Source organism: Peribacillus sp. GL_122, assembly GCF_057835005.1.
The window spans coordinates 189,917-212,895 of sequence record NZ_CM174415.1 but is presented as its reverse complement, the minus strand read 5'-3'; the positions used below and the strand labels follow the sequence as shown (position 1 = coordinate 212,895).

Below are 22,979 nucleotides of genomic sequence, written 5' to 3'. Positions count from 1 at the left end.
TTTACACACCCTGCTTTCGGTTACCCGTTACAAACATAATCAGGAACATTATAATAATTAAAAATACCGCAATTGTGGAACCCATTCCCCAATCCTGTGTCACAAGGAAGTGCTGCTCGATAGCCGTACCAAGCGTAATGACGCGGTTACCGGCAATCAGTCTTGTAAGCATGAACAAAGAAAGTGCCGGGATGAAGACTACCTGGCATCCCGTCTTTACACCATCTAACGTCAATGGAAAAATGACACGGCGGAATGTCATCCATCGGGACGCTCCCAAGTCATTAGCCGCATCCAAAAGGGTTGGATTCATTTTATCAAGCGAATTGAATATCGGTAAGATCATAAACGGGATAAAAATATAAACCGAAACGAATATGAAGCTGAAATCCGTAAAGAGAATCTGCTGCTTCCCGATTCCTACAGCCTCTAGAAAACCATTCGCCACACCATACGTGCCAAAAATACCAATGAAGGCATAAGCCTTCAAAAGTAAATTGATCCAGGAAGGAACGATGATTAGCAAAAGCCACAACTGCTTATGCTTTGTTTTCGTTAACAAATATGCGGTTGGGTAAGCGACTAAAAGGGATATTCCCGTAATCAGGAAAGCATACCAAAATGAGCTTAATGTCATTGTTAAATATACTGGCGTAAAGAACTTTTGATAGTTAATCAAAGATAGATTGCCTTCAATGTCAAAGAAGGAATAGTAAAGGATTAACAAAATGGGTGCAATCACGAATAAAGCAATCCATAAGACATAGGGTATGAAGTAAATATTCCGGGATATTTTATTCTTCATGACTTTCTCCATCATGATACGCTTCCAGACGTTTATCGAATTCTTCTTCCGTTTCACCCAATCGCATGACATGAATCGATTCTGGATCGAAATAAAGACCTATTTCATCTCCAACTGCCACTTTTTTCGTTGATTGGACAAGCCATTCATTTCCATCATGGTCATAACAGCTGATTTCATAATGAACACCGCGAAATAGCTGGGAGTCCACCCGAACTTGCAGTTTTCCGCGATCTACGGAAGTAATCTCTAAATCTTCCGGGCGGATGACGATATCGACAGCTTCATTACTGTTCAATCCTTGGTCGACACATTCGAACTGTCTGCCGACGAATTCCACACAGTAATCTTCAATCATTTTTCCTTTTACAATATTAGACTCACCGATGAAATCTGCAACGAACCGATTCAGTGGTTCATCATAAATATCCGTAGGGGTTCCACTTTGCTGAATCTTCCCTTTGTTAAGGACAAAAATCTCATCTGACATCGCTAACGCTTCCTCTTGGTCATGAGTGACGAAGATAAACGTGATACCAAGCCTCTGTTGCAGCTCCCGTAATTCATATTGCATTTCTGTACGTAATTTTAAATCGAGGGCAGATAGCGGTTCATCCAGAAGGATGACTTCCGGTTCATTAACAATCGCCCTGGCAATCGCTACCCGTTGCCGCTGACCGCCGGACATTTCCCTGATTCTCCCGTTTTTCATACCCCTCCAAATTAACAAAGCTGAGGGCTTCCTTCACCTTGATTTCCACTTCCGAATTCTTCATTTTTTTAATCCGAAGACCAAATGCTACATTTTCAAACACATTTAAATGCGGAAAAAGTGCATAATCCTGAAATACCGTATTCACTTGCCTTTTATTGGCTGGCACATCATTGATCTTTTTACCTTCAAAGTAAATATCACCTTTGGAGGCTTCCGTAAATCCGGCAATCAAGCGAAGGATCGTGGTCTTCCCACATCCGGAAGGACCCAAGAGCGTATAGAACTTCCCTCTCTCGATTTCAAAACTAACATTATCGAGAACTACCGTATCATCATCAAATTGCTTCGTAACCTGATCGAAGCGTATTATATTCCCGTTTGCCATAGCTTCTTCCCTCTCTCCATTACCTTACTCATCAATCTTCAACGATTGCATTTGTTTTGAATTCTATAAGTATGATTCCGTCACCACGAGTAATAACTCTGACGGACCTTCAAAATCATTGATGATTTGATGTTCATCTGAAGCATGAAAATAAATCGATTCCCCTGCCCTGACGAAATACGTATGTGTACCAAGCTTTACAATGACTCTTCCGCTTAATACATAACCGAATGTTTCCGACAGGGATGGTTCAAACTGTTTGAACTCCCCTTTTTCCTGGAGAATCAGCCGAATAGGTTCCATTTCCTTTTCATTCGATTCAGGCACGAGCCACTGAATTTGATACCCGCGTTCTTCATCGATGAAAAATGTTTGTGCTTCTTCTTCATAAACCACTTTTTGGACTGTATCCTCTTCATCGAAGAACTGCTTCGGCTTGCAGCCGAGTACTTCTAAAATATTAAAAAGAGTTTCAATTGAAGGGGAACTAAGATCCCTTTCCAACTGTGAAATATATCCTTTGCTTAAATCCGTTCTTTCCCCCAATTCTTCCTGGGTCAATCCTTTTTTCAAGCGAAGGTTCTTTATTTTTTTTCCAATTTGCATCCCATTACCCTCAATCGGTTTACTTATAGTAAACCCACAGTAGATAAAGTTTTATATAAGTAAACTTTCAGTTTAATTTTACGAATATCATTATACAGGAAATGCGGGAAACTTCAAACGGAATTTCCAGGTGTGAATAAAAAAAGGACCGCCACTTGGCAGTCCCCCTTTTACAACTTCAGACATATCTCTTGCGCTTTCTTTTCCCCATCAGCAATACAGTCCGGTATTCCGACACCATTGTATGAGCAGCCCGCAAGTAAAACATTCGGATAATTCTCGGAGATTTTCTCCTCCAATGATTGAACGATTTGAGGATGTTTAATATGGTAGTTCGGCATATTCTCATGCCATTTCGTCACTTCACTCGTTACTGGATTCCCGGAAATGCTTAGACTGTTTTTAATGTCGCGTAAAGCCACCTGGATCAATTCCTGGTTTGTAAGGGACCGTAAGCGTTCATAGTCCGGACTAGAGCTTTTATAAAAAAGCCTTACCAAAAGCTGACTGTTTTCAGAAGTATGCTTCCATTTCCGGCTTGTCCATGTACATGCATTGCAGATCAAATCACTATTATCACCTGCAATAAAACCTGTCCCGTCTTTAGGAAGCATGCTGTCCGGGATATCGAATCCAAGATAAACGCTAATCATCGAACTATTGATCAAGCCGTCGAAGTCCTCATCCAACTCCCGATCACCCAATAATTTCTGGGCAACTGTATGCGGTGTACTCAATACGATGAAGTCCGTTTCCAGCGTTGCACCGTTTGCCAATGAAATGATGTACCCTTCATCTCCAACTCCAATTTTATCCACACTGACCCCTTTTAAAATTTCCACCAGATCGAGGCTTTCCTCAATTCGATCAACCAATGTTGATAAGCCATTTTTAAACGAAAGGAACTTCTTATTTCCCTTGCTTTGGTATTTCTGCTTATTTTCCGATAGACCGCGTATTATACTGCCATATTCATTTTTATAATCCAGCATCTCTGGCAGTGTTTTGGCAATGGTCAATTCATTTAATTTTCCTGAGTAAACACCCGATAGGACAGGCGATATCTGCTTTTGCACCAATTCCTTACCTAAAAAGCTTTCAAGAAATAAACCAATTGAGTCATTCTTCGTAAACGTCTCATTTTTTGTATAGAAATCCTTTAAGGCGTCAACCTTCCCTTGGGCAGAAACCAGATCGCTTTTCGCCAGCGACTCAAGGCTCATTGGTATTCCGAATAGGGCATCCTCGGGAATTCCCTTCAGCATCCCATCTGTATGGATGAATGATTTTCCCGTCGCATTATAGACAACTTGATCCTCTAGGTTCAATTCCTTAATAAATGGTTTTATATTTTGTTTCCTGGCGACAATCGAATCGGCACCCGCTTCAATTTTAAATGGACCATTGAGCACAGTCCTTATTTTACCGCCTAGTTCCTCATTTCCTTCTATTAATATCAATCGTACGGAGAGATTCCTCGCTTTAACTGTTTTTTGTAAATAATACATGGTTGATAAACCGGTAATGCCTCCACCTACGACTACGACTGTTTTCATTAGGGCTACACCTCGATTAACGAATTTTGCATTAAGTAAAGTGTACCATAAGGCAGCGGCATTATTAAAAGCGGCACTTCTAATTCATTGGTTTCGTAATGAAACCTGTAACAAATTTGACAAAAAAAGACCTCTCCTCTTGGAAAAGTCTAGATCAAACAATATTAGTTATTCGTTTCTTATTCCATATCCTTGTTCATCGTATCTAATCGATACTCCATTATCTCCATCAACCCGCTTCTGCCTACTTTTTGAATCCCTGTATCCTGATACCCCGATTTCGCATATAGCGATTTTGCAATCACGTTCATGACGTTCACTGCCAGAATGATCGAATCCTTGTTTGGAAAAATCGCTTTTGCGAATTCCGGAAGGATTTGCAAGGCTTTCTTCGCAACCCCTTTACCTTGATGCTTTTGATCAACAAGAAATCCACGGAGTAATATCGCTTTTTTATCATTGGTGAAAGGGGTGATATTCTCGCCAATGTGTAAAACGAAAAAACCAACTGGAATACCCTCATCCATTATTACGATAGGATGCCTGTCGCAATCTTCCCGGCAATATTTTAGTGACTCTTCAGGCAGAGCAGAAAAAGGGGTTTGTGTATCCGGTAAATAAAACTGGGAAAGCTGGTGAAGATGTTCCGGTAAATAAGGCGTTAAGGTGATGGTCCCGATTTCCTTGTCCTGGTTCATTAAGCACACCCTCTATCATCAATTATTGGATACATTAATGATTCGATGACCCTTCCGATAATCCCTTCATAAACCGCAAGGAGCACTGCCGAATATATCGGCAGTGCTCCTTAAGTAAATCAATGTGTATTTTCATTGATTGTTAGTGCTTCCCGTAAATTGATCTGCTGGCGGAGTATGTTGGCAACATCTCGGGAAATTACTCGTTTTTCAAACATATCCTGCACTTCGTCCCGTTCTGCCTGGATCGCTTTATAGAACAGCTCTCTTTCATAATCGGCCATTTTACTCGGGGTCCGGCCTCTATTTTCACGTTTACATTTTAAAATCAGCACTTTATACTCATCTATGATCATCGAGGATGTCTTATGATTATCGGCTGTAATTCCGGCCTGTATCTCTTGGATGGCAGCTTTATACATCCTGATTTTAAGATCCCTGACCTTTTCCAATCTCTCAAGATTGATTTTTCTTATTTCTCTTTTATTAGGGAAAAATAATTTTAAAACCCTCAGCATACTTCTTCTGAAAAGCGTTACTGACCTGAAAAAACGGAACTTCAGTCGATTTGTTACGGCACTTTCCATACGCTGGATGTATTCCTTGCATATATACGCCGTCTCCCGGTCCACTTTTTCATCCTTAATGAGCTTATCCAGGAATCTTTGCTCTGCTTCAAGGGCCTTGAAGCGAAGATCCTTCTCTTCTTCCCTTAATGCAGCTGGTTCTTTCTCCTGTTCTACATAGGACAAATCATTGATCTTTGTACAGTACCTCGAAATGATCGATAAAGCCGCTTCCCGGTTTTCATCAGTCATTTGTGACTCAATCACCCGAATAGCCGCTTGATGTGAGTGAATGGCAGCAGTTTTCGTTTTGTCAGCCTGCTTGTCCACCACTTCCTCTTCTTCGGACCGTGCCACGATTGGCAGAAATACACTCGCAACAATCAAGGTCAGCAAAATGACTCCTGCTGCTATGAAAATGATTAACGAACGCTCAGGAAAAGGACTTCCATCCGCCAACACATACGGAATCGAAAACGAACCCGCTAACGTTACAGCTCCGCGAACACCGGAAATGGTAATGATTCCGGCCGCTTTGAAGTCCGGTTTTTGGGCGCCTGCTTTTTTCGTCATCCAGCCAATTGACCAGGCAGCCGTAAGCCAAATGAATCGTAAAGCGAAGAGGAAAAGTGTAATGACCACGATATAAAGGATCACTTGTCCATTATTGAAGGCTGGATCTTGAAAGATAATTTTCGCAACGCTTGGGATTTGCAAGCCAAGCAAAACGAATACAAGGCCATTCAATATATATAAAATGACGGACCATGTACTTCTTGAAACGACCTGAAGTTCCACAGTTGGTGATATTTCCCGATCTCGTTCAATGGCATGGACAATTCCCCCAGCCACGACCGCTAAAATCCCAGAAAGGTGGAAATGTTCCACAGCGAGGAAAATAATAAAAGGAGTTAGGATTTGGATCAGCATATGCATCGTGACGTCTTCCATCCCTAAACGGCGAAGAACTACACGAAGCCTGATAATGATGAAAGCAAGTATTGCTCCACCTACAAACCCGCCAATTGCAATCCATATGAAACTGAAGGTTGCATCGACTAAGGAGAAAACACCAGTAACTGTAGCCGCAACGGCAAACTTAAAGGCAACTAGACCTGAGGCATCATTCATTAGTCCTTCTCCTTCGAGAAGGTGCATGATGCTCTTCGGTAACTTGACCCGACTCGCCAAAGCACTCACTGCCACAACATCTGTAGGTGACAAAATGGCCGCCAAAGCGAAAGCCGCCGGCAATGGAATCGAAGGGATCATCCAATTAATTAAATACCCGCCTGCCCAAACCGTTATGAATACAAGTCCCAGTGCAAGCATTAGAATGGGTGCTCTCAACTTCCATAGTGCTGTTCGGGGTACATTTTTTCCATCATTGAACAATAGGGGCGCGATGAATAACAGCAAAAACAATTCCGTCTCCATCTCAACATGCATACCCAGGGGTAAAAGCGCCAATATGACACCCAGTGTTATTTGTATTAATGGTACAGGTATAAAGGGTATAAAATGGTTAATTACATTAGACACTCCAATCAATATAAGAAGAGCTAATATAACAAGAAAAAACTCCATACAAACATCAAACTTCCTCTCTCATCTATTCTCATAACTATAAGCGTAACATATTTATACCCATTCATTCATGCATTAACTATTCTAACCTAGAATCCTCCTGAATAATGATACCTGTTTTAATATCATGAAGATTGAAGTGATTGGATGTTTTACAAAATCAACTCTATCAACAAACTTGGGCACACATAAAACAGAAAAAAGCTGATTGGCTAACCATAATCAGCTTTTCCCAAATGATGAATGAAAATGGTCTTTGTGAAAAGACACCTCCCATAACAAGCTCGGACTAAAAAACTTATTTAGTTCCCGGGACAAAGAGACGAAGATGTTTGTGCAGTACATTTGCCTGGAAAGGAAGACGGATGCCTTCATCGCCATCGATATTGACTGCTAGTTCCTCTGATGTGGCTAAATGGAGCTTGGATGTTTTAATATATTCAACTTCGTCATGCCCCTTGATCTCCCCCCTAATTAAACTGGGAATGATCTTGACGATGAGAGGAAGAGATAAATCCTTAATGATGAATGTGTGCAGCTTTCCATCATTCACTTCCGCCTCTGGTGCAAGTTGTTCGAAACCACCGACAGAGTTAGTCATTGTTGCAATTAGTAAATGTGCCTCGCCCATCCACTTTCCCTGATCATGTTCCACCGTTAAAGGAAACGGAGTCTTTTTAATGATCGCTTTTGCTCCTTCAATGAAATATGCAAAAGACCCCAGACGGGTTTTTTGTTCAACGGTAACATTATAGGTAGCCTCGGCGATCGCCCCTACTGCCAACACATTCATGAAGTAACGGTCATTGATCTTCCCTATGTCCGATTCCTTAATATGCATATCCTTTAAGATCTCAATGGCTGCATTAGGATCCAGGGGTATTCCCAAAGATCTCGCGAAATCATTAATGGTTCCTAGTGGAATGATTCCGAAAATAGGTCGATGTTGCTGCTCGCCCAAGCCATTCACTATCTCATTCACCGTTCCATCCCCACCCATGGAAATGACAGCATCGAACCTTTCTGCACAGGCCTCCTTTGCAAAATCCATAGCATCCCCCTCTCCTTCCGTTTTACAAACGCTTACCACATCATAAATTTCACCAAGTGCCTTTTCCGCTTTCGGCAAAATCTTTCCTGCCTTTTCCTTACCTGAAGATGGATTGATGATAATCATCGCTTTCGACATATGCTACCTCCCATTATTGTACTTCTACTAGCAAGTTACCTCTTTACTGATGTACTAAAACCACACGGACATTTTTTCTGATTGTTAAATAAGCATTTCCCCCAGTAACTTAATCGCTGCCACTTGAAGTTTTCCGTCATTTTAAAACAGGCTCTTATTTGTTACATAGGCTGTGAAACCGGCATTCACTGATCACTGAAATTTCCTGTTCCACATCTGTTACATTAATACCTATCTCAACCAATTGAAAATTGTCTGTCCCTTTCGCTCCCTCTTTGTTTTTTCCTTTCATAAAAAGCATTATTTCTTCAATTTCCTACTTGCCGTGAAGAAAAATACAAAAATAAATTTATGATAAATCCCTTTCCTATAAGGTTTTCACACTAAGAGTGAAAAAAATTTGAAATTTTCTGTAAAATACCTATACATTTTCCAAATTCGGGTATATACTGTATTATAACAACAAGCAAACACCCAAAACTGTACTATAAAGAGGAGGAGCGAGACATGCAAGCAAATCAATCAGATTTATTCATAATCGATTCATTTAATCATTGCCCGGAGTGTGGTGAAACACATGTGGACCACTCAGATTCCTATCTGATGGAATGCGATCGCTGCCTTTCCAAACGTGAAGAATAAAACGATCGGAAAATATATCTAACATTAAAAAGGAGGAAATATCATGCAAATGAAAAAGTCCATTGAGTTTTTTAACAATATCCCTGCTAAACATTGCCCCGAGTGCGGTGACCATATTATTGAGCACGCTGAGTCCTACTTAATGGAATGTGACCGCTGCCTTTCCAAACGCGAAGACTGATTAAACCAAATCAAAAAAGGAGGAACCACCATGCAAACTATAAATCCACTGGAATTCTTCAGGACTCTGCCGCCTAAACAATGTTCGGAGTGCGGAACCCATATCACGGAACAAGCTGAATCCTACTTAATGGAATGTGACTACTGCCTTTCCAAACGCGAAGACTGATTAAACCAAATCAAAAAGGAGGAATCATCATGCAAACTAAAAACCCATTGGAATTCTTCAGGACTCTGCCGCCTAAACAATGTTCGGAGTGCGGAACCCATATCACGGAACAAGCTGAATCCTACTTAATGGAATGTGACCGCTGCCTTTCGAAACACGAAGACTAAATTAAACCAAATCATAAGGAGGAATCATCATGCAAACTAAAAACCCATTGGAATTCTTCAGGACTCTGCCGCCTAAACAATGTTCGGAATGCGGGACCCAAATCACGGAACAAGCTGAATCCTACCTCTTGGAATGTGACCGCTGCCTTTCCAAAAAAGATGAATATTAATATAAGATGCTGACATCAAGAAGCTATATAGGCCAATTTGATGTCAGCATTATTTCCTTGCATTCAAAAAAGGATGTCCCCGGGACACCCTTAAGCCGTACTTATTTTTTATCTCCCAATATATTTGTCTACATATTTTCCACTTATCTGCCTGCTGCTGTATTGTAAGAAATCCAATGCAAAAATCATGAATTCAAGGCCTAGACGCTTATCTGAACGCATAAAATCAGAACCTAGCAGTTTCTCCAATTTTTCAAGCCTATGGTATAGCGTTTGCCGGACAATGAATAGTTGTTTCGATGTTTCCTGTTTGGAACCGTTACAAGCAAGATAGGTCTTCAAGGTAGGCATTAACTCACCATTGTTTTGCTTGTCATATTCAATGACCGGACCTAAATATTCGTACACCGTTTCCTCCAGATTACCATGTTTATTTATGAGCGAAATCATGCGATGCATATGTAAGTCCTGATAAAAGAAGCTCCTGTTATCCTCTGGTAGTGTATCCTGAAGCAGCAAAGTCTCACGGGCCGTTTCATAACTTTTATAAATCTCACTTAACCTTTGAACATGCTTTCCAAACCCAATGGCAAGCAGACCCATACGATTACGCCCGCTTACATCCATTTTCATGATTCGATCCACCGCGCTTGTAATCCTTGATTTCCAATCTTCAGATGAACGATTATCACCTAAAATAAAAACAAGATGCTGATGTATTTCCATGGAAAATATCTGAAACCCGTACTGTTCAAAAACTGTTCTAAACATTATCTTAAAATAGGTTCCATCTAATTTTGTGGAACTTTTATTATATTTTGGGTGTTGTTTGCAAATGCAAACAATTCCGCCATCCAACTGCATTTTCGGATCAATATAGGAAAGTCTCTCCCGGATTGCTTCGTCACTATATTCACCTTCAATCCAATTTGTAAGCCATTTACTTTCTTCCGACATTTTCTTTTCTTCTATATATAACTCCCTTAATAGATGCTGTGCCAATGCGGTAGCCGTTCGATCCAAGATCAGTGAATCAAAATCAGTCAACTCTCTGTCGTTGCTGCAAATGAGCAGTTCCGCATAATTTTCACCGAGCACTTGAATCGGCTGTCCAAGAACGGTCTTATCCAATTTCCGCCTCTCTTCGTATATGTCCGCTACCATTTGGAAGGTTATTTTTTTCTTGGTTTTTGGAATGCTGGCTATATCATTTTCATTAAAGATAAGAATAACCTGTACATTTAAATAGCTGTGGAGAAATTTTAGAATTGGTTCATAATGGTCAATTTCGAGGAGATTTTTATTTAACTGCTGGGAGTAGTTTTCTAAGTTGGAGATCATCTGATATTGTTTATTGATGATAAGGGAATGAATATCCTGCGTGATTTCTACGAAAGGGACCTCTTCATGAAATAGGATGATAGGGAATTGCCGTTCATTTGCGAGATCAATGGCACATTGCGGCACGGCCATGGTGTCTGCGCCAACCTCTATACAGAGTCCAGCTGCATCGCATTCAATTAACTGTCTTAAGTAGGATAGAAATGTGTCATCGCAATCTTTCCACCCTAAACCGGTAGTCAGAATCAGTTCATTTCCATTTAACAAATGGCTGATTTGGGTTACTTCCATACAGTGTACCCACTTCACTTGACGCTTTATCCCACCGCTACCTGCAATTATATCCGTCAGATTAAAATGCTTGCGTGTTAGAATTTCCTCGATTGTAATCGATGTATTCATCCATACACATCCTTTTATAAAACTGCTTTAAAATCTATTATAAACGGACAACCTTTAAATCTCCAGACACTTGTTAGAAAATCTAACGTCAAAATTCTACAAAAAAATCGAACAGGAACAAGAAAAAGGACCCATTCGTGAGGAATAGGCCCGGTTCATAACCATTTCAATTCAATTTTTTGACAAGCAATGTAGAGAAGTATTTCCTTCCTTCCGGGGTTTTGATGTTCAATTGCTTCCATTCCTGCTTCGTTCCTTCAATCAGTTCAAAATCGAGAAAAGCTCCACTTAAACTTTCGGAAACCCGGGTGATTCGATATCCTCTTTCAAGTAAAAAATCGATTTGTTCCCTTTCTAAGCGATACTCTTGATATTCGGACATTTACATTCCCCCTTTTTCATACGTTCTCCTTGCCGGTTGAAGCCGGAAAAACCATCTCTTCCTCAAGTTCTGGACCTTTTCCGATTTTCCAATCCCTGCCAACTGAAATTCCTAAATATTTCTCATCGCTGGGATCAATGATTTCAGCTTGTTCATATTGCTTGAACCACCAATACTTAGCTAATATATAATAACTTGCACCGCCGAGAAGAAAGCCAATAATAAACGAGTAATTTGAAAAAATCGTGGCACCGATTCCGCCAATCACCCAAGAAATGATTCCTGCCCAATTCACTCCATTCAAATATTTATACTGGCCTTCACTCTCATAGAGGTCTCGTACATTCACTCTCCGTTTACGGAGGAAATAGTAATCCGCTATCAGGATGCCGACAATGGATGCCAGGATTCCGCCTATTATTAATAAAACTTCTATTATGATGCCGAACAGGCTCCATGGCTGAACTACTATCCCAATAACCCCCGCCACAACGACTCCCGCCCAAAATGGCATTTTAGGACCCATGACATTGGAGAAAATCGTAGCTGCGGGAATGACATTGGCCGTAGTATTCGTCGACCATTGAGCAAATACGATCATGATTAATAGGACCCCGAGAGCAATTCCACTTGCTGATCCCTGTATGGCAACTACAGGATCATAATTGGAAACAGCCATATAAGAAACGGCTCCGATAATCACCATGAACGTCTGCGTGATGGGATAGGTGATAATATTCCCAATTATTTGCCCCTTATTGCGCTTGAACCAATTTTTTTCATTTTTTGGTGCCTTTATATAGCGGGAAAGCGTGGGCATATCTGCAGTCAACGTGCCCCAAAATCCCATATTTGCCATGATGACGACCATGAAAGCCGTGGCGGCAGCCCCGCCAGTGACCGGACTTTCAATCCAGGACCATACATCTCTTCCTTGGGCCACAGCCTGATCGGATAGAGTGAAGTACATCCAGCCAGAAATTAAAATGATAACGGGCGCCGCCAAGTCGGCGAATCGTTCTATCGACTTTATTCCCATTGCCGTGTTGACCAATTGTAAAACGGCAAAAATGAGGAAGCATATAAACCAATTATCAAAGTCAAAAAGGGTTGTGAAGATAGCGTTCATTGCAGTGGCTCCAAAGTAAGTATTGAGGCCGAACCAGCATGACGCTACAAAACCCCGTACAACCGAAGGGATGTGGGTGCCAATCGTACCGAACGGCGCCCTCATATAGACCGGGAATGATATTCCATGTTCAACACCAATATCCCCTGTCATTGTCATCAAAAAGCCGAGAACCACACAGGCAATGACCGTTGCAAGAACGACCCAGCCTAAGGATAAACTTTGAACACCGTTCCCACCGATTGCGAAGGCGGCCAATACTACAGCCATGCCCACCCAAATGAAACCAAATCCGGCTGCACTTATATTTTTCTCACTATGAGGTATAGGCAGCAAATCGGGAGACTTTAAATAATCTTTCTTCTCACTCATAGAAAATCCCCCTAAATTAATTTGCAAGATTCCTTACCGAAGTTAGACTGGAAGCCTTTTTCCGGTATCCGGCTTCAGCGCCGCATTATATTTTGCCCGTTTCAGGAATTGCCCTTTTCCAGCTTCGCCTACAAATTGTTTGTCTTTAATGACGAATTGACCTCTCGATAAAACGGAAACCGGTTCACCTGTAATTTCCATACCTTCAAACGCATTATAATCCACAGCCATGTGATGAGTATCAGCAGAAATGGCCCTTTCAACTTTCGGGTCAAAAATGACGATATCAGCATCCGAACCTACTGCAATCGTCCCTTTCTTAGGGAATAATCCAAATAGTTTGGCAGCACGCGTAGAGGTCATGTCGACGAATTGATTCAAGGTAATACGCTCTTTCATGACCCCTTCAGAGAAGAGGATACTCATACGATCCTCAATAGTTGGGCCACCATTCGGTATTTTTGTGAAATCTTCACGTCCAAGTTCCTTCTGTCCCTTAAAATCAAAAGAGCATTGATCGGAGCCGATCGTTTGCAGCTGTCCCGTTTTCAAAGCATTCCATAGCACTTCCTGATTTTTCTTCTCCCTTAACGGCGGGGACCATACATACTTAGATCCTTCGAAATGGGGCTTTTCAAGATAAGACTGGTCAAGAACCAAATATTGCGGACAAGTCTCCCCCCAAATATCCACCCCTTTATTTCTTGCCTCCGTGATCTTTTCAACCGCATCTTCACAGGTGACGTGAACCACATAGAGCTGACCATTTGCCATTTCCGTCAGTTTAGCTGCACGTCCAGTTGCTTCCCCTTCAAGTTCCGGAGGCCTTGTCAGTGCATGGTAAATTGGATCGGTGTTACCTTCAGCAAGTGCTTGCTTTGTAAGATAATCGATGACATCACCATTTTCAGCGTGAACCATGACAAGTGCGCCAAGTTCCTTTGCTTGCAACAAAGTGCGGTATAGCGTGGCATCATCAGCTTGAAAAACATTCTTGTAAGCCATGAACACTTTAAAGGAAGAAATCCCTTCATTATCGATGATACTTGGCAACTCAGCCAATACATCATCGTTAATCTCACTGATCATTAAATGAAAACCATAATCTATGGCCGCTTTTTCATTGGCCTTTTCATGCCATGTTTCAATTGCTTTCTTTAATGGCACCCCTTTTTCGGTCAGACAAAAGTCGATGATCGTTGTCGTGCCTCCATATGCAGCAGCAATCGTACCCGTTTCATAATCATCCTTCGTCGTTGTCCCTCCAAACGGCATATCGAGATGGGTATGCGGATCAATGCCCCCCGGAAAAATATAAGCGCCTTTTGCATCAATGATTTCAGCCCCCTCAGCCGGCAGGTCCTTGCCAATCATTGCAATCTTCTCATTTTCAATCAATATATCCGCCTGATACGTATCTGCAGCTGTTGCAATCGTTCCATTTTTAATGATTTTCTTCATCTTCGACCCCTCCATCATTTTACGAAATCAACACTTTCACTGCTTATGCCCCCAAGGAACGACTGGCGTTCATTCCAGGTCATTGGCGGTAATTCATTTGTCAACTCGATCATATCGATCGCCCCATCGACCGGACAGACGATCGAACAAAGGTTACAGCCTACGCAATCTTCTTCGCGCACTCTCAAGAAGGAACTGCCTGACGTGTCCTTTAACATATCTATACATTGATGAGATGTATCTTCACACGCAATATGGCATTTATTGCAGTTGATGCACACATCATTATTAATGCGCGCAACAACCTTATAATTGAGATCTAAATTCCCCCAGTCGGAATAACGCGGTACGGACTTACCGACAATATCCATCACAGAAGAAATCCCTTTTTCATCAAGGTAATTGGACAGGCCATCAATCAAATCTTCTACTATTCTAAAACCGTGATGCATGGCAGCCGTACAAATTTGCACTCCAGTCGAACCCATCAATAAAAATTCCACCGTATCCTGCCAATTTGAAATCCCGCCTATTCCGGAAATGGGAACATTGATCATTTTATTCCTTGCACACTCAGCCACCATATTCAAAGCAATCGGCTTCACGGCGGGACCGCAATACCCTCCGTGGGCCCCCTTGCCGCCTACATGGGGAATCGTATTCCATGAATGGATGTCCACTCCTGCCAAGCTGTTGATCGTATTGATCATGCTTATTGCATCCGCACCGCCGCGCACCGCCGCTTCAGCCGTAACCGTAATGTCGGTTATATTGGGTGTAAGCTTGACGATGACGGGTTTGGATGCAGCTTCCTTCGCCCAGTATGTTTGCTTTTCCACAAGTTCGGGAACCTGTCCCGAAGCAGCTCCCATCCCACGCTCTGCCATACCGTGCGGGCAACCAAAGTTTAACTCGTAACCATCGACCCCCACATCTTCTATACGTTTGATGATTTCATGCCACTTTTCCTGTTTTGGCTCCACCATCACCGATGCAATGATTGCATGATCAGGGAATCTCTTCTTCGTTTCATATATTTCTTTCAGATTCACTTCAAGAGGACGATCCGTAATCAATTCTATATTGTTGAACCCGGCAACTCTCTGTCCATTAAAGCTGACCGCTGCAAAACGTGATGAAACATTCAGGATGGGATCACCCAATGTCTTCCAAACAGCTCCACCCCAGCCAGCTTCAAATGCGCGCTGGACTTGATAACCCGAATTAGTAGGTGGTGCTGAAGCAAGCCAAAAAGGATTGGGAGATTTAATACCTGCAAGATCAATTGATAAATCAGCCATGATAAGCCTCCTAATTTTCATAGTTATTAAGCAATATCCACCGCTTCGCCCATCAAAATCGATTCAATTTCATAGGCTGTCTTCTTCCCTTGCTGGGCAGCTGAAACAACCATTGCCTCACCTTGGCCTTTTCCGAAGATCACGTCACCGCACGCAAAGATCTTTTCATTCGATGTCCTGTAGGAATCACCCTCCAATGTTACGACACCATCATCATGTTGAATGCCGAACTGTTCAATCAATCCTACATACCTGGATTGGCCTATAGCACGAATGACCCCATCGACCGGTATGACGAACTCTGATCCGGAAATTTGGACTGGACGGCGCCTACCATCTTCCCCCGCCTCGCTAAGCACCATCTTCACGCACTCGATGCCCGTAACCTGACCGCTTTCATCCGAGAGTATCCTGGAGGGGGCAGTCAGCCAGTGAAACCCGACACCTTCTTGTTTGGCAAACTCATATTCAAAATCATAGGCTGTCATTTCCTTTTGGGTACGACGATAAATAATGCTCACCTGTTCGGCGCCAAGGCGTACAGAACAGGTTGCGGCATCGATCGCCGTGTTTCCAGCCCCTATTACCGCCATCTTCTTCCCAATGAATTTATCAGTGATTGCCCCTGTTTTCGTTGCTTTCACGAAATCGATTGCATCATAAACTTCAGCCAAATCCTCCCCTTCAATTCCAAGCTTAGGAACATCGGACATGCCGATCGCTAAAATGACCGCATCATAGTCGGCAGTCAGCTGATTTGCGGAAACATCCACTCCGACCCGTGTATTCGTTTTAATATCAACATCCAAACTCTTTACTTGTTCTGCTTCCCAATAAGAAATGCTCTGAGGTAAACGGAACGATACAATTCCGTAAGTATTTAATCCGCCTGGATTCTTTTCAGCTTCGAAAATGGTTACACTGTAGCCAAGCAAGGCTAACTCCCTTGCTGCAGACAAACCCGCCGGACCGCTTCCTACAATGGCAACTTTTTTGCCATTCTTCTTCCCGGCCTTGAATAAGGCTTGTTTATTTTGGATGGCCCAATCTGTGGAATAACGCTGGAGATTGCCAATCATGATTGGCTTTGTAGAATGGTTCAGGACACATGACCCCTCACATAGCTCTTCAGTCGGACATACCCGCGCACAGCTGGCACCGACAGGATTGGCTGTCATGATGGTCTTGGCCGACCCTTTAAAATTACCTGAAGCTATCTTCTTAATAAAACCTGGAATATCTATTCCGGTCGGACATGCTTGGATGCATGGGGCATCATAGCAGTATAAACATCGATTCGATTCTTCCAAAGCTTCCCTTGGGGATAAACCCCTCTCCGCTTCCTGGAAGTTAATCTCCAGATCACCTTTTAATGGGCTCGTCATACTCATCCACTATTTCTCCTTCCAAACATTTATTTTTGAAAAATAAAAAGGGAGGAATTGCATGCATTTCTCTCTACTGTCCTCATATTTAAACGATTGAAAGCATTGCCAACATGGTTTTCATCAATTTATTCAACTAACAGTCATGGCGATTTCCCAGCCAAAATTCTCTCGTTTTGCTTATTATTTTCTATCATTCTCTCACTGGTCACGCCTCGGTCCCTGCTTCCTTCTAACACAAAGAGCCCCCCCTGCTAATCTTAAAAACTCATATCCTGATGATAAATCAGAGAAATGAGTATTCTTTATTTTATAATGTTAAAAAGTAAGTTACATTATACAAAGTGTAAAGTATTTCCAGATGCTAGATATGCAATATGTAATAATCATGTTATATTTCCTAACAATAAGTGATAAACATCGTCATTTTTCTACATTCAAACTTACTTTTCACCATACTTATTGATATTCTTTGGATGGTTTGTTCTGAAGACCTAATTATCAACACTTTGTCCACATAAAAAAAAACCCAGAAACTAAAATCTTGGTTTCCTGGGTCTTTTCACTTTTATCCACAACTTATTCACATATTATATGGCATTATTCTCTTTGTTTTCGCAGAACAGAGGCATTCAACCAAAAGTTATCCACAATATTGAATCGACTTTTCCACTTATCAACAAACCGTTAACAATTTATCAACAGGCAGGTTCATTCCGGATGAATAACGTATCGTTTATATTTCTCATAATCCGTTTTCTTGCACTCAAGCTTTATTCGATATCCGGTTGCCTCATATTCTGTTACGGTTATGTGACCATTTTCATTGAAATATGAAACCAGCTGTCCTTGATCAAATGGAATCAGCATTTCACAGTGAGTATAGTCTACAAAAATATGCTTGCGAATTTGATCTATCAATTCCTCAATGCCAACTTTGTTTTTTGCTGACATATACACAGAGCCACGATTCACCTGAGGGATATCCAAATCGGTAAGGTCCGCTTTATTATAGGCAAAAATCGTTGGAATCCCTTTAATGCCTATCTCATCTAAAGTTTTATCCGTTATCTCTATTTGCTGCTCATGATTAGGATTGGAAAAATCGACAACATGGATCAACAGGTCCGCTTCTACCACTTCTTCCAATGTGGATCGGAATGCTTTCACGAGATGATGGGGCAATTTGGACACAAACCCCACCGTATCCGTCAATAAAAATTCCTTTTTATCCGGAAGCGGGATGTTTCGGACGGATGTCTCAAGCGTAGCGAACAGCATATCCTTCTCAAACACCTGCTTCTCGGCTGTTGGATGGAACATCTCAATCAGGGCATTCATGATCGAAGATTTACCTGCATTGGTATAACCGACTAAGGATACGACAGGGATGGCATTCTTTTTTCGCTGTTTCCTCTGCGTTTGCCGGTGTGCAACAAGGGCTTCCAGTTCTTTATTCAAAACACTTATATTTTCCTCGATTCTCCTGCGGTCAAGCTCTAACTGCTTTTCACCTGCACCTTTGTTTGTACCGACCCCGCCACTCTGACGCCCTAATGACTCCCTCAAACCAACGAGACGCGGGAGCATATACTGAAGCTTTGCCACTTCTACCTGAAGCTGTGCCTCCTTCGTTTTCGCCCGATGCGCGAAGATGTCCAGAATCAAGATTGTCCGGTCGATCACCTTGCAATCCATGTCCCTCTCCAGATTACGAAGTTGCGAAGGGGAGAGCTGATCATTAAAAATGACGACATTAGCTTCTTTATGCTCAACGAGATTTTTTACTTCCTCGATCTTCCCGGTACCGATAAAATGTGACGAGTTCACCCGTTGCAAATTTTGTGTGATGGTCCCTGCAACCTCTACCTCACATGCTTCCGTTAAATTGGCCAATTCCTCCATTGAATACTCAAAATCCTTTTGACCGTTGAGATTAACTCCAACCAAGATTGCCCTCTGCTGTAATTCCATCATTTCAAATCCCTTCCGTACATACCTTACTCCCTATATTATGCTTAATCAAACCCATCATACTGCCTAAAAGCCAGCCACATTGTAGCATACCAGACATTACTTGCATAACGTTCGCTGCCCAAGTTTATCGGACTTCCCTTTACTATAAAAGAAAATTCAACAAAAAAATAACAGGACCGATTAATTTTTTCAAAGTTTCACATGAAACAATTGGAAAGCTTATAAATAAAAGCTCCCTGGTGCACCTTAAGATACACCAGGGAGCTCATATTATTCTATTCCTTTACTCTCAATAACCTAAGACTATTCAATGTAACTAATAACGTCGCACCCATGTCGGCAAAAATCGCCATCCAAAGTGTTAACCAGCCCGGCGCTATCAATAATAAGGCCAGGATTTTAATCACCAATGAAAACGTGATGTTCTGCTTAATGATTTTTAATGTTTTGCGACTTAAGCGGATTGTATAAGGCAGCTTCGATAAGTCATCACCCATTAAGGCAATATCGGCTGTTTCAAGGGCCGTATCTGTACCCGCCCCGCCCATTGCTATTCCTACCGTGGAAGCTGCCAAGGCCGGAGCATCATTGACACCATCGCCTACCATGGCCACTCGATCATATTTTTGTTTCCATCGTTTAATGATGGTCAATTTATCTTGTGGCAATAGCTCCGCCTCGATCTCATGAACGCCAGCTGCCGCTCCAATAGCTTTAGCTGTTCCGATATTATCCCCAGTCAGCATGATCGTTTTTTCAATGCCTAATGCATGCAGTTTCCGAATTGCTTCTTTACTGCTTTCCCTTATTTCATCAGACACCGCGATGAGCGCCAGGATCTTCACTTGATCGCCAAGCACCATCACCGTTTTTCCCTCATTTTGAAAGCCGCTGATTAATTTAAGCACATCATCAGAGAAAACTAAACCTGCCTCTTCTTCAAAAAGGTGGGGTTTACCAATGTAATAGATTCCTTGATTGATTTTCCCTTTTATACCTTTACCTGTGATCGAAGTAAAATCCTCTACCAATAAAGAATGATAGTCCACATCATGGTTTTCCGCCTTTTGAAGAATGGCTGTGGCAAGGGGGTGCTGTGACCTGCTTTCTAAAGCAGCAGCGATAGCCAGCACATCCTGTTCATTCAACTCAGCAGATAACACAGTGAAATCAGTCACTTCAGGTACGCCCTTTGTTAAAGTACCCGTTTTGTCAAACGCAATCGCCTTTAAGGCTCCCGCTTCCTCCAAATGGACCCCGCCTTTAATCAGCACACCATGTTTCGCAGCATTTCCGATAGCTGTCACAATGGCGATGGGCGTAGAAATGACCAAAGCACAAGGACAACCGACAACAAGTACAGCCAACCCCCGGTAAATCCATTCACTCCAATCCCCGTTCATCACAATCGGGGGCAACACGGCAATGGCCAAGGCAATGAGCATAATGGCCGGCGTATAGAATTTTGCGAATTTATCCACGAAGGCTTGGGAAGGGGCCTTTTCGGCCTGTGCTTCTTCAACAAGGTGGATGATTTTTGCAATCGTCGTATCCTCGACTCGCTTCGTGACCTCCACTTCGAGCAACCCTTCACCATTTAAGGTTCCGGCAAACACTTCACCATCAACCGTTTTAAAAACTGGCTCGGATTCCCCAGTAATGGCTGCTTGATTAAGTGTCGAGGCCCCTTTCATGATCCTGCCATCCATGGCAAGCTTTTGACCCGGTTTAACGATCATGATGTCGCCCACTTCAATCTCATCAACAGCAACCATCATTTCGTGATGCCCCCTACGGATCAAGGCTTCTTTAGGTGCGATGTTCATTAATGATTCTATAGAATTACGGGCTTTATCCATCGAATATTTTTCCAGTGCTTCACTTATCGCAAATAGGATGACGACAGTCGCCCCTTCGCCCCATTCACCAAGCACGGCCGCCCCGATGATGGCAACCGTCATAAGGGTGTGCATATCAAAGCGAAGTCTGACAAGATTCTTCAATCCATTGACAAATAATGAATATCCCCCAACTATGATTGCAGCCGCATAACCGATCACTGGCATGATGCCTCCATCAGCATATCGATTATCCAATATCCAGCTGATCAGCAAAAGGATAACCGAGAACACCACTTTTATATTTTCCTTTTGCTTCCAAAATGGTTCCTTTTGCTTCACCTGTTCCTGTTCACCACGGATTCTCAGGTTATCAAAAGCACCCGCCTTTTCAATTTCTTCGATAGTCGCACTGCCCTGTACAGAAATCTTCGAGGCACCAAAGTTGATTTTGGCATCCTCCACGCCCTCTAGTTCACGGACTTTGTTCTCAAATTTAGCTGCACAATTAGTGCATGATAGACCTTGGATACGATATGTTTTTAATGGGGACTCAGCCATCGACCCTTACCTCCTGCTGATGTTCTAAAGCAATGAGAATTAATTGCTTTATATGGTGATCATCCAAAGAATAAAAAGCCAACTTTCCTTCTTTTCGGTATTTTACGATTGCGTGTTTATAAAGGGTACGAAGATGATGTGACGTTGTCGCCATCGAAGCACCAATGATATTGGCCAGATCGCACACACACAATTCCTCGTCCTTACAGAGCGCATAAGCTATCTTCGCCCTATTCTCATCGCCTATAACCTTAAACAGCTTCGACATACTGGATAAATTCACCTGGCTCATTTCCTCTTGAATGCGATTAACCTTCACTTCATCATGCAGGTGGACATCACATATATCTTTCAGTTCCGTCATCTTCTCACACCTCTCATTCAAATATGCGTTTGATTATAATATAACATAATTACCTGAATATTCAAATCTATATTTGAATGTACAAGAATCTTTTCTCCTTCCTTTGGAAAGTGCTATATGTCTTTATATGTGGGCCATTGTTTTTTGTTTCACTTCGCAGTCGTTCCCCTGGAATTTTACTGAACACAAAAGGGCAGGCCGTCCTCTTTCCAGGGACTCCATGAATCTCCTGAACCGAAACTTCTATACTTCAGGCGAAAAAAAAAGAAGGGACATAAATTCTTTCACGTCCCTTCAATCCAATGATTTCAGTAATTTCCTATCGATTCCTTGATAAGTACAATATATTTAATTTAGTATTTTTTAGAAAAACTATGATATACTTAGTCAAACCTTTTTAAGCGTTTTACTTTACTTGTACCATTTACCCTGCTTATCGTTGAGCAGGGTTTTTTGCTATGTATTTTCACAAAACAAAAAAAGACAGACCCTATAACAAGGATCCGTCTTTTTTTGTTATTGAAATTATGCTTTTTGAACGTTAGAAGCTTGAGGTCCGCGTTGACCTTGTTCTACTTCAAAAGTAACTTCTTGACCTTCGTCTAAAGATTTGAAACCTTCGCTTTGGATAGCTGAGAAATGTACGAATACGTCGTCTCCGTTTTCGCGTTCGATGAATCCAAAACCTTTTTCTGCGTTAAACCATTTTACTTTACCTTGTTCCATTGTTGTTGCCTCCTAGTGCATCTAAGCACAATGTATTACTATCCTTGCTCTAAGTCATCATCGAAAACGAAAAGTAGTACTTTTAGTATCCTTAGTACCGAACAAAAATAATTAAGACTAAGCATAACATTAAATGGTAGCGATTGCAAATAGTTTGGGGAAACTTTTTTCCAGCAATTTTTAATACTCTCTAAATTCATTTAAAATCAAGCAGTAACCAATTGGCTCTATCTATACAGATGATGGCTTTATGACCTCCCACATGCATTCATCAAAACAAAAACCTCTCGTATAACAAGAGGTTT

21 protein-coding genes and 1 pseudogene are annotated in these 22,979 nt (G+C 41.9%); 5 read left to right on the top strand and 17 right to left on the bottom strand.

The window, feature by feature from the left end; translation table 11 throughout:
* Nucleotide 1 precedes the first annotated feature (1 nt).
* From AC3ISB_RS01175 to AC3ISB_RS01145, 7 genes and pseudogenes are all read right to left on the bottom strand, one after another.
* Nucleotides 2-805 (bottom strand): ABC transporter permease, encoded by an 804-nt coding sequence (locus AC3ISB_RS01175; protein WP_098372159.1) that lies wholly within the window; start codon nucleotides 803-805, stop codon nucleotides 2-4.
* A pseudogene (locus AC3ISB_RS01170) lies at nucleotides 795-1,905 on the bottom strand (ABC transporter ATP-binding protein). Before AC3ISB_RS01170 ends, AC3ISB_RS01175 begins: the two are co-directional and overlap by 11 nt.
* Before the next feature lie 63 nt (nucleotides 1,906-1,968).
* Nucleotides 1,969-2,511: a helix-turn-helix domain-containing protein gene (locus AC3ISB_RS01165; RefSeq protein WP_489275330.1), complete on the bottom strand. Its 543-nt coding sequence runs from the start codon at nucleotides 2,509-2,511 to the stop codon at nucleotides 1,969-1,971.
* A gap of 170 nt (nucleotides 2,512-2,681) precedes the next feature.
* The gene (locus tag AC3ISB_RS01160) at nucleotides 2,682-4,067 is read right to left on the bottom strand and encodes a protoporphyrinogen oxidase (RefSeq protein ID WP_489275328.1); all 1,386 of its coding nucleotides are present in this window, start codon (nucleotides 4,065-4,067) and stop codon (nucleotides 2,682-2,684) included.
* 179 nt (nucleotides 4,068-4,246) lie between these two features.
* Complete coding sequence (locus AC3ISB_RS01155) at nucleotides 4,247-4,765, bottom strand: GNAT family N-acetyltransferase (protein ID WP_377414710.1); 519 nt, start codon at nucleotides 4,763-4,765, stop codon at nucleotides 4,247-4,249.
* Nucleotides 4,766-4,884: 119 nt separating this feature from the next.
* A complete protein-coding gene (locus AC3ISB_RS01150; RefSeq protein ID WP_098372153.1) occupies nucleotides 4,885-6,918 on the bottom strand; it encodes a Na+/H+ antiporter in 2,034 nt (677 codons plus the stop codon).
* 298 nt (nucleotides 6,919-7,216) lie between these two features.
* Entirely contained in the window at nucleotides 7,217-8,107 is an 891-nt protein-coding gene (locus AC3ISB_RS01145) for a diacylglycerol/lipid kinase family protein (protein WP_489275326.1), read from the bottom strand.
* A 507-nt stretch (nucleotides 8,108-8,614) separates the two neighbouring features.
* Between AC3ISB_RS01145 and AC3ISB_RS01140 the strand changes: the two genes are divergently transcribed.
* The 5 genes from AC3ISB_RS01140 to yhfH (AC3ISB_RS01120) are packed head-to-tail and all read left to right on the top strand — an operon-like array spanning nucleotide 8,615 to nucleotide 9,435.
* Nucleotides 8,615-8,749 (top strand): protein YhfH, encoded by a 135-nt coding sequence (locus AC3ISB_RS01140; RefSeq protein ID WP_489275324.1) that lies wholly within the window; start codon nucleotides 8,615-8,617, stop codon nucleotides 8,747-8,749.
* Between the two features lie 43 nt (nucleotides 8,750-8,792).
* A complete protein-coding gene (gene yhfH / locus AC3ISB_RS01135; RefSeq protein ID WP_098372156.1) occupies nucleotides 8,793-8,930 on the top strand; it encodes a protein YhfH in 138 nt (45 codons plus the stop codon).
* 30 nt (nucleotides 8,931-8,960) lie between these two features.
* Entirely contained in the window at nucleotides 8,961-9,098 is a 138-nt protein-coding gene (gene yhfH, locus AC3ISB_RS01130; protein WP_144529495.1) for a protein YhfH, read from the top strand.
* 29 nt (nucleotides 9,099-9,127) lie between these two features.
* The gene (gene yhfH / locus AC3ISB_RS01125; protein ID WP_144553350.1) at nucleotides 9,128-9,265 is read left to right on the top strand and encodes a protein YhfH; all 138 of its coding nucleotides are present in this window, start codon (nucleotides 9,128-9,130) and stop codon (nucleotides 9,263-9,265) included.
* 29 nt (nucleotides 9,266-9,294) lie between these two features.
* Nucleotides 9,295-9,435: a protein YhfH gene (gene yhfH, locus AC3ISB_RS01120; protein ID WP_480340375.1), complete on the top strand. Its 141-nt coding sequence runs from the start codon at nucleotides 9,295-9,297 to the stop codon at nucleotides 9,433-9,435.
* Between the two features lie 108 nt (nucleotides 9,436-9,543).
* On the opposite strand, the gene AC3ISB_RS01115 is transcribed toward yhfH (AC3ISB_RS01120), so the two are convergent.
* The 10 genes from AC3ISB_RS01115 to AC3ISB_RS01070 form a co-directional block, all read right to left on the bottom strand.
* Nucleotides 9,544-11,178 carry a PucR family transcriptional regulator gene (locus AC3ISB_RS01115; protein ID WP_480340374.1) on the bottom strand — a complete coding sequence of 545 codons (1,635 nt, stop codon included), beginning with the start codon at nucleotides 11,176-11,178 and terminating at the stop codon, nucleotides 9,544-9,546.
* A gap of 166 nt (nucleotides 11,179-11,344) precedes the next feature.
* Nucleotides 11,345-11,560 carry a hypothetical protein gene (locus tag AC3ISB_RS01110; protein ID WP_098371753.1) on the bottom strand — a complete coding sequence of 72 codons (216 nt, stop codon included), beginning with the start codon at nucleotides 11,558-11,560 and terminating at the stop codon, nucleotides 11,345-11,347.
* A 16-nt stretch (nucleotides 11,561-11,576) separates the two neighbouring features.
* On the bottom strand, nucleotides 11,577-13,061 hold the full coding sequence (locus tag AC3ISB_RS01105; protein WP_098371752.1) for an NCS1 family transporter: 1,485 nt from the start codon (nucleotides 13,059-13,061) through the stop codon (nucleotides 11,577-11,579).
* Between the two features lie 42 nt (nucleotides 13,062-13,103).
* A complete protein-coding gene (gene hydA, locus AC3ISB_RS01100) occupies nucleotides 13,104-14,522 on the bottom strand; it encodes a dihydropyrimidinase (RefSeq protein ID WP_098371751.1) in 1,419 nt (472 codons plus the stop codon).
* Between the two features lie 14 nt (nucleotides 14,523-14,536).
* Nucleotides 14,537-15,823, bottom strand: a complete 1,287-nt coding sequence (gene preA, locus AC3ISB_RS01095; protein WP_339201229.1) for an NAD-dependent dihydropyrimidine dehydrogenase subunit PreA — start codon at nucleotides 15,821-15,823, stop codon at nucleotides 14,537-14,539.
* A 26-nt stretch (nucleotides 15,824-15,849) separates the two neighbouring features.
* Nucleotides 15,850-17,208, bottom strand: a complete 1,359-nt coding sequence (locus tag AC3ISB_RS01090) for an NAD(P)-dependent oxidoreductase (RefSeq protein ID WP_480340396.1) — start codon at nucleotides 17,206-17,208, stop codon at nucleotides 15,850-15,852.
* Between the two features lie 711 nt (nucleotides 17,209-17,919).
* Nucleotides 17,920-19,185, bottom strand: a complete 1,266-nt coding sequence (gene hflX, locus AC3ISB_RS01085; protein ID WP_347941006.1) for a GTPase HflX — start codon at nucleotides 19,183-19,185, stop codon at nucleotides 17,920-17,922.
* A 275-nt stretch (nucleotides 19,186-19,460) separates the two neighbouring features.
* The gene (locus tag AC3ISB_RS01080) at nucleotides 19,461-21,584 is read right to left on the bottom strand and encodes a heavy metal translocating P-type ATPase (protein WP_480340373.1); all 2,124 of its coding nucleotides are present in this window, start codon (nucleotides 21,582-21,584) and stop codon (nucleotides 19,461-19,463) included.
* Complete coding sequence (locus tag AC3ISB_RS01075) at nucleotides 21,577-21,948, bottom strand: ArsR/SmtB family transcription factor (protein WP_098371746.1); 372 nt, start codon at nucleotides 21,946-21,948, stop codon at nucleotides 21,577-21,579. Before AC3ISB_RS01075 ends, AC3ISB_RS01080 begins: the two co-directional genes overlap by 8 nt.
* A 525-nt stretch (nucleotides 21,949-22,473) precedes the next feature.
* On the bottom strand, nucleotides 22,474-22,674 hold the full coding sequence (locus AC3ISB_RS01070; RefSeq protein WP_034304915.1) for a cold-shock protein: 201 nt from the start codon (nucleotides 22,672-22,674) through the stop codon (nucleotides 22,474-22,476).
* Nucleotides 22,675-22,979: the final 305 nt, after the last annotated feature.

Bases quoted from the DNA above. Each gene is read 5' to 3' on its own strand.
- AC3ISB_RS01140 (WP_489275324.1), top strand. From the start codon at position 8,615: ATGCAAGCAAATCAATCAGATTTATTCATAATCGATTCATTTAATCAT.
- AC3ISB_RS01080 (WP_480340373.1), bottom strand. From the start codon at position 21,584: ATGGCTGAGTCCCCATTAAAAACATATCGTATCCAAGGTCTATCATGC.
- AC3ISB_RS01160 (WP_489275328.1), bottom strand. From the start codon at position 4,067: ATGAAAACAGTCGTAGTCGTAGGTGGAGGCATTACCGGTTTATCAACC.
- preA (WP_339201229.1), bottom strand. From the start codon at position 15,823: ATGGCTGATTTATCAATTGATCTTGCAGGTATTAAATCTCCCAATCCT.
- hydA (WP_098371751.1), bottom strand. From the start codon at position 14,522: ATGAAGAAAATCATTAAAAATGGAACGATTGCAACAGCTGCAGATACG.
- AC3ISB_RS01115 (WP_480340374.1), bottom strand. From the start codon at position 11,178: ATGAATACATCGATTACAATCGAGGAAATTCTAACACGCAAGCATTTT.
- yhfH (WP_480340375.1), top strand. From the start codon at position 9,295: ATGCAAACTAAAAACCCATTGGAATTCTTCAGGACTCTGCCGCCTAAA.
- AC3ISB_RS01175 (WP_098372159.1), bottom strand. From the start codon at position 805: ATGAAGAATAAAATATCCCGGAATATTTACTTCATACCCTATGTCTTA.
- AC3ISB_RS01155 (WP_377414710.1), bottom strand. From the start codon at position 4,765: ATGAACCAGGACAAGGAAATCGGGACCATCACCTTAACGCCTTATTTA.
- AC3ISB_RS01090 (WP_480340396.1), bottom strand. From the start codon at position 17,208: ATGACGAGCCCATTAAAAGGTGATCTGGAGATTAACTTCCAGGAAGCG.
- AC3ISB_RS01105 (WP_098371752.1), bottom strand. From the start codon at position 13,061: ATGAGTGAGAAGAAAGATTATTTAAAGTCTCCCGATTTGCTGCCTATA.
- AC3ISB_RS01075 (WP_098371746.1), bottom strand. From the start codon at position 21,948: ATGACGGAACTGAAAGATATATGTGATGTCCACCTGCATGATGAAGTG.
- yhfH (WP_098372156.1), top strand. From the start codon at position 8,793: ATGCAAATGAAAAAGTCCATTGAGTTTTTTAACAATATCCCTGCTAAA.
- AC3ISB_RS01165 (WP_489275330.1), bottom strand. From the start codon at position 2,511: ATGCAAATTGGAAAAAAAATAAAGAACCTTCGCTTGAAAAAAGGATTG.
- yhfH (WP_144553350.1), top strand. From the start codon at position 9,128: ATGCAAACTAAAAACCCATTGGAATTCTTCAGGACTCTGCCGCCTAAA.
- yhfH (WP_144529495.1), top strand. From the start codon at position 8,961: ATGCAAACTATAAATCCACTGGAATTCTTCAGGACTCTGCCGCCTAAA.
- AC3ISB_RS01070 (WP_034304915.1), bottom strand. From the start codon at position 22,674: ATGGAACAAGGTAAAGTAAAATGGTTTAACGCAGAAAAAGGTTTTGGA.
- hflX (WP_347941006.1), bottom strand. From the start codon at position 19,185: ATGATGGAATTACAGCAGAGGGCAATCTTGGTTGGAGTTAATCTCAAC.
- AC3ISB_RS01150 (WP_098372153.1), bottom strand. From the start codon at position 6,918: ATGGAGTTTTTTCTTGTTATATTAGCTCTTCTTATATTGATTGGAGTG.
- AC3ISB_RS01110 (WP_098371753.1), bottom strand. From the start codon at position 11,560: ATGTCCGAATATCAAGAGTATCGCTTAGAAAGGGAACAAATCGATTTT.
- AC3ISB_RS01145 (WP_489275326.1), bottom strand. From the start codon at position 8,107: ATGTCGAAAGCGATGATTATCATCAATCCATCTTCAGGTAAGGAAAAG.